Origin of the sequence: Microcoleus sp. S13_C3, assembly GCF_036700905.1 — a bacterium.
In the GTDB taxonomy this organism is placed as follows: domain Bacteria; phylum Cyanobacteriota; class Cyanobacteriia; order Cyanobacteriales; family Microcoleaceae; genus Microcoleus.
In genome coordinates this window covers 1-6,604 of the sequence record NZ_JAUBPT010000257.1, presented here as the reverse complement: position 1 = coordinate 6,604, position 6,604 = coordinate 1, and the positions used below count along the sequence as shown (strand labels likewise).

5 protein-coding genes are annotated in these 6,604 nt (G+C 48.5%); 2 read left to right on the top strand and 3 right to left on the bottom strand.

Going from position 1 to position 6,604, the window contains the following annotated elements:
- Nucleotides 1–363: 363 nt before the first annotated feature.
- From QUA16_RS34985 to QUA16_RS34975, 3 genes are all read right to left on the bottom strand, one after another.
- Nucleotides 364–831: a clan AA aspartic protease gene (locus QUA16_RS34985; protein ID WP_333109225.1), complete on the bottom strand. Its 468-nt coding sequence runs from the start codon at nt 829–831 to the stop codon at nt 364–366.
- A 376-nt stretch (nt 832–1,207) separates the two neighbouring features.
- Nucleotides 1,208–2,245, bottom strand: coding sequence for a pyruvate dehydrogenase (acetyl-transferring) E1 component subunit alpha (gene pdhA, locus QUA16_RS34980; RefSeq protein ID WP_333063130.1), 1,038 nt, complete (start codon nt 2,243–2,245; stop codon nt 1,208–1,210).
- Between the two features lie 28 nt (nt 2,246–2,273).
- Nucleotides 2,274–3,548, bottom strand: coding sequence for a transposase (locus QUA16_RS34975; protein WP_333109228.1), 1,275 nt, complete (start codon nt 3,546–3,548; stop codon nt 2,274–2,276).
- A 176-nt stretch (nt 3,549–3,724) separates the two neighbouring features.
- Here QUA16_RS34975 and QUA16_RS34970 point away from each other — a divergent pair, with 176 nt between their 5' ends.
- Entirely contained in the window at nt 3,725–3,889 is a 165-nt protein-coding gene (locus tag QUA16_RS34970) for a hypothetical protein (protein ID WP_333109230.1), read from the top strand.
- A 331-nt stretch (nt 3,890–4,220) separates the two neighbouring features.
- Nucleotides 4,221–6,521 carry an IMS domain-containing protein gene (locus QUA16_RS34965; RefSeq protein ID WP_333109231.1) on the top strand — a complete coding sequence of 767 codons (2,301 nt, stop codon included), beginning with the start codon at nt 4,221–4,223 and terminating at the stop codon, nt 6,519–6,521.
- Nucleotides 6,522–6,604 lie beyond the last annotated feature (83 nt).

Sequence of the window (6,604 nt, the reverse complement as noted above, 5' to 3'; positions counted from 1 at the left end):
CTATGCCCTATGCCCTATGCCCTATGCCCTATGCCCTATGCCCATGAGTACCTCATATGAGAGCTCGAAAGGCTATAGCGTATTCCAGGTTTATTAAGTACACCAGAGAAACCGGGTTTCTTTACAGTTCTCGCCTCTGGTAATCATTCAGTTCAAGAAACCCGGTTTCTGGCGATCTACATCTACATGGAATATGCTGTAAAAGAAATAAGTGAGGACTGGGGAAGTCCAGGGACAGGGTAAGAACTCAAGCACAAATCTTTAAAGATAAGCTTGGTTCTGACAAGCTCAGATAATTTTCAGAACCTCTCGATATTCAACTTGATTCTATCCAAGGAAACTACTTCTAGAAGGCATTTAGTATTAAACTCTCAATACAGGTCTTTCGGGATTTTCGGGATTGGGAACTAGACGCTGATTTTTGCAATCTACTAGCAAATCTAAAGTTTCTAACACAGTTTGACCGATGAGTACCATATCGCCTAAAACCATTGCCGCCTCAATTGTCTCCCGCCCTTCTATTTCAATGATAACAGGCCCTGTTAATCCCACTGTTTCTTGTCTGCCATCAGCATATTTTGCTATTTCTTGACTCCGAATTCTTAAGCCGAGGTGTTCGCAGACTTCTACAGGAATAGCTGTGCGTACTGCACCAGTATCTATGAGTGCTTCTGCTTCGTACACGCGCAACAGATTTGGATTGAGCAATCCTCTCTTGACTAACTCTTCATCAATGGCATTCGTTAGCTTGACTTTGGCTCGAACTGCACCCATATTTTTGCTGGCTTGAGTTAGATCGCGATCGAGATTTATCATATCGCCTCTTTTCATCTATAAAGTCTACCTTTGATTCTAGCCGTAATTGATGGTTGTAAGGTTCGCACTGCACACCCTACAAGTAAAGTTTGTACGTAAGTCTTATATCATTTCCGGTTACACCGTAATTATGTTCACTGTTCACTGTTGACTGTTGACGCCGTGAACAGTGAACAGTGAACAGTGAACAGTGAACAGTGAACAGTGAACAGTGAACTCGGATTTACTATTCCGATGCTAACGGATTTGATATTACAGCGTATTTCTGGTTTAGGAAGTGCAGTAGGGACAAAGGCTTTCGCCGTGTCCCTACGAGTATCTATCACTCTTTTGGGGAGTAGGGTTTGGGCATCCTGGCCGCCCTAAACATACAAGTTAAATGCACAACAGCTTACTCATCTTCTGCATAGATAAACCGATACAATTCGCTAGGATCTGGCTCGGCGCTTTTCTCAGCAAAATCCACTGCATCGTCAATTACTGCTTGAATCTTATTATCGATCTCTTTCAATTCTTCAGCAGTCGCCAAAGTTCGATCGATCAAATCAGCAGCCAACTTCTTAATCGGATCGCGGGGGAACCAATATTCCTTCTCTTCCTTAGAACGCAACTCATCAGGATCTGCCAAAGAATGGCCGCGAAAGCGATAAGTCAAAGCCTCAATCAAAGTCGGCCCCTCGCCGGCTCGCGCCCGCGCCACAGCTTCCTTCGCCACTTCCCGCACCGCCAAAACATCCATCCCATCAACCTCAAAACCAGCCATGCCAAAAGCATGAGCTTTTTTGTAAATCAGCGGGTCAGAAGTAGCTCGCTCGTGGGCCATCCCGATCGCCCATTTGTTGTTTTCCACAACATAAATAATCGGCAACTTCCACAAAGCCGCCATATTCAAACACTCAAAAAACTGCCCGTTATTTGCAGCACCATCGCCAAAAAAACAAGCAGTCACCCCATCGGAACTTTCATCCCCCAAAGCTTCGCGTCGGTACTTCGATTGAAAAGCCGCCCCCGTAGCTACAGGAATCCCCTCAGCCACAAAAGCATAACCTCCCAACAGTCGGTGTTCGGCCGAAAACATGTGCATCGAACCGCCGCGGCCCTTCGAGCAACCCGTTTCCTTCCCGAACAACTCCGCCATTACCTCCCGCGCCGGGACGCCCGCGCTCAAAGCGTGAACGTGATCGCGGTAGGTGCTGCTGACGTAATCGGTGTCATCCCGGCGCATCGATCGAATCACGCCAGTAGACACAGCTTCCTGACCGTTGTACAAGTGGACAAAACCAAACATTTTGCCCCGGTAGTACATCTCAGCACACTTGTCCTCAAAATAGCGCCCCAAGACCATATCCTCGTAGAGCATCAAGCCCTCATCCCGAGAAATGGTTACGCTTTGCGCGTCAAAAACTGGTAAAGTCCGTTCCTGAACCATAAATAATTAATAGGTGGCAAAAGTATAGTCATTTATTGCATATGACATGGGAGGCGTCAAGTCCCTCCCCCTTCACTTTCACTTTGAGCGGATTAACCCGCCTCGGCTGAACTACGCAGCTCTCTATCCCATTGCTGAAGGCATTTGGGATTGCTTTTCTCAGGATGTTATACGCAGCATTAACATCAGAATTAATTAATTGACCGACTGATGTTTTGTACAAACCTCTCTTGATTCGCTTACCCTGGAACACAGGGTCTTTATCGGTTTTTCCGTAAACAGGGATTGGGTCTAGAGTCAGAAAATTTGCGCGCGAAGTGTAAGATTCTTCTTGCACGATCACCTTAATCCCAACCAACCGAGTCTTGTATTCCAACATCTCAATTAATCGAGCGTGAGGAATACTGACAAAGTTTTGATTGGTGGGCTTCCCTAAATCAATCTCGGTTTTCCACTGTGCATTCTTACCAATTACTAGCGTCCCAATTTGTTTCGCTGCCAAATGGTCAACAATTAGGCGACTTGTGTGATGCAAGTAATTATTGACTTTTTGGTGGCGACAGCGAGTTAAACGCTGAATGCGGGGTGATATCTGGCGGCGTCCTTTCAACTGAGATTGTAACTGTGCTTTACGTTTGTTGTAGAACTGGTTGATTGATTTCAATGGTCGCCCGTTAATCAACAGAGGGATAAAACCCGGCTGATTTGAAGTTAACGCCACTAAGTTATCCAATCCTAAATCAATACTAGCTACAGAGTTGCCGTTACTAACGGGGGACTCCGCTTCATCATAAATCACCTCAATTACATAGGAATCGCATTTGGGAACCAGTCTAACTTGACAAATTTGAGCGGGATTGACTTGAGTTTTGATTAAAAGCTTCGTACCCGAAAGCTTGATAATCCCTTTTCTCAAGTGTGTAGTGCTAATCGCTTGAATCGTGTAGACAAGAATGTTTCGCCCTTTAGCTTTATCTTTGTACTTCGGCAGTTTTGGGCGACCGATGAATTTAGAGGAATCGGCTTTGTAAGCTTTGACCGCTTCAAAGAATGATTTCCAATTCTTATCCAATATCATCAAGATTTGTTGGCTAACCGATTCAGGTAAAGCCTTGTAGGCTTGATGATGCTTCATCAAACGGTTCATTTCGTTGTAGTTGATATAGCCCCATCCATAGATAAAACTCTGACGAATGACGTAGTTAGCGGCATTGTAGAGATTTTTGGATTTAAAAGCTAATTCATCAATCAGTGGGAAACGGTGTTCCGTAGATTTAATGATATGTCGCTCTGTTAGTTGCATCCAGACTCTCCATTCATAACGAGCGAAACAATTTCATTTAACTCTCCTGACTATAGGATACTACTATTGTTTGTTGATGCTTACCATCTTAATGAAGTTTTATAATACCCGACGATCGGCTTTTTAAACATCTAAATTTAAACCCACATCTTGCACCATTCTCCAGAACAGGCAAGATGCCTGTTCCACAAAGAATAGATTTTCTTGTGGAACGGGCCGGAGAGCTCGTTCATAAAAGGCTTATTCACAATGGTGCAACATCTCAGTTTAAACCCAGATGGGACACAACCGCAGCCGAAAACGATCGCACCTTGACTCCGCAGCAGTTCACCAATTGTTAAAATGAGTTTGGCCCTCGGGGCGGATTGCCGGGACTCGGAGAACCAACTCCCATCTAAACCCCATGCACACGAATGATATAATTCCATTACTCTCAAACCCGAAAATGCTCAAGAGTCAAACTACTCATTTAGCTGACGGGCAGTGGGGCTTTCCCTTTTCCTCACTGTAAAACGCTGTAGAGGAAAAAAAAATCAGAGGATCTCTACGGCAAGTCCAACATACCGTGAATGGGGCGGTTGGAAGCCAACACCAGAATTTTTGATTTGGTTTGCGGGAGTATGTCACTTAAGATAGGCTAATTCAGTTGCTAGCGCTTTGGGGAAGTGGACAGTGTTAATTCCACTAGATTACTACCGGATTTTGGGTCTACCGATTCAAGCTACTGCCGAACAGTTGCAGCAGGCTCACCGCGATCGAACTTTACAGCTTCCGCGCAGGGAGTATTCCGAAGTTGCGATCGTCGCCCGCAAACAACTGCTCGATGAAGCCTGCGCCGTTCTGTCAGACTCAGAGGGGCGCAAAGCTTACGATGCCAGTTTTTTAGCCAAAACTTACGATCGAGAGTCGGAAGCCGCACAGGAAGCCAAGCACCAGAGGTCAAAAACCTCAGCAGGCCCGGCCACGTTCCTGCAGGACGCAGGAGAAATCGCTCCGGCAGAGTCCAAGGCTTTAGAGGCTGCTCCCGACCCCCACACTCCAAGTATTGAAATCGATGACAACCAATTCGTAGGAGCCCTGCTCATACTGCAAGAACTGGGGGAATACGAACTCGTACAGAAGCTGGGTCGCCCGTATCTTAACAATGGCAGCATCGCGATCGCAGAAGGTCGTTTCGGCGACCCTCAGCTCGTGAGGCCAGATATAGTTTTAACCGTCAGCCTTGCCTGTCTAGAACTCGGCCGCGAACAGTGGCAGCAAGGTCAGTACGAAAATGCCGCAAAATCATTAGAAGCAGGTCAAGAATTGCTGCTGCGCGAAAGCCTATTTGCAAGCGTGAGGGGTGAAATGCAAGCCGACATATACAAACTCCGTCCGTACAACATTTTAGAGCTATTATCGCTTCCCGAAGAAAAAGTCGCCGAGCGTCGCAAGGGACTGCAAATCCTGCGAGAAATGCTTCAAGAACGAGGCGGTATCGACGGTTCGGGAGACGATCGATCGGGTTTAGGAATAGAAGACTTCCTCCGGTTCGTGCAGCAAATGCGTAAACACCTAACCAGCAGCGAGCAGCAGGCGCTCTTTGAAGCCGAAGCCGGCCGCCCCTCCGCAGTCGCCACTTACCTCTCGGTCTACACCCTGTTAGCCCAAGGATTTGCAGCCAGACAGCCATCGATGATCCGTCGGGCAAAGCTGATGCTGATGCAGCTCGGTCGCCGCCAAGACGTTCACCTGGAAAAAGCCGTCTGTTCCCTGCTGCTGGGCCAGACAGAAGAAGCCAGCAGAGCCCTCGAACTCAGTTCGGAAAAAGAACCCCTGGCCTTCATTCGCGAACATTCCCAAGATTCACCCGACTTGTTGCCCGGACTGTGCTTGTACGCCGAACATTGGCTACAAGAAGAAGTGTTTCCCCACTTCCGCGACTTGGCCAACGAGTCAGTGTCCTTGAAAGACTACTTTGCTGACTCGAAAGTACAAGCTTACCTAGAAGCTTTGCCACAGGACGCAGAAACCGCCAACGAATGGGTCGTCGTGCAGCCCCGCGCCGGCAAGCTCCCAGGGCGACTGCAACCGACAGCAGGCCGATCGCCCGCTGCCATACCCCCACAGCCACCCACAGCCAAGCAGGGAGCCAGTACCGTCACCTTGACCCCCTTACCGGGCGACGCTTCCACCGCAGCTTCGGACGCGAAATCCCAGGGAACGGTGGCAGCGCCGAGCGCTGTTGCCCCCGTGTCTATCCCGATAGCTACAGTGCCACACCCTGCAGAATCGACTTCCAAACATCGCAGACGCCAACATTCAGGGCGAAGCGGAGCAACCGGCAAAGGGCTAAAGGGTGATTTGGCCGATCGAGCGCGCACCAAGGCAGCAGAAATTACCGCCCAAGTCAAGTCCATGCCTCCAAACAGGCTGGCTTTGTTTCTAGTCGCAGGTGTCCTGAGCCTGTTACTCCTGTGGTTAATACTCAGTCTGTTGGCTAGCGCGATACAAGCCCTCTCGCCACAAGAACCCCTCGTCGGGCTGGAAGCACCGCCGATAGAAATCCCCGCTGTTTCCGTGACCCCAGAACCGAGCGCCGCGCCGTCGGGAGCAATGACTGAGATAGCAGCAAGAGACCTAGTTCAAAGCTGGCTATCGGCGAAAGCAGCGGCTTTGGGCCCCAATCACGCTGTCGAAGAATTAAAGCAAGTTCTGACAGAACCGGCTTTGTCTCGCTGGCAATTGATGGCAGAAGCTCAACAGCGAAACAACGCGCACCAGCGTTATATACACAAGCTGGAAGTTAATGGGGTTAAGACGAATCCGACTAATCCCGATCGCGCCCAAGTAGAAGCCCAAGTCTCGGAAAAAGCCGAAGTGTTCGATCGCGATCAGCTCGTTACTTCGCGCAACGAAAACCTGCGGGTGCGCTACGACTTGATCCGTCAAGAGGGACAGTGGCGGATTATGGATTGGCAAGTGATTAAGTAAGGAATTGTTCAGTTGACAGTTGACAGTTGACAGTTGACAGTTGACAGTTGACAGTTGACAGTTGACAGTTGACAGTTGACAGT

Coding starts and splice junctions, on each gene's coding strand:
- pdhA (WP_333063130.1), bottom strand. CDS start 2,245: ATGGTTCAGGAACGGACTTTACCAGTTTTTGACGCGCAAAGCGTAACC.
- QUA16_RS34975 (WP_333109228.1), bottom strand. CDS start 3,548: ATGCAACTAACAGAGCGACATATCATTAAATCTACGGAACACCGTTTC.
- QUA16_RS34985 (WP_333109225.1), bottom strand. CDS start 831: ATGAAAAGAGGCGATATGATAAATCTCGATCGCGATCTAACTCAAGCC.
- QUA16_RS34970 (WP_333109230.1), top strand. CDS start 3,725: ATGCCTGTTCCACAAAGAATAGATTTTCTTGTGGAACGGGCCGGAGAG.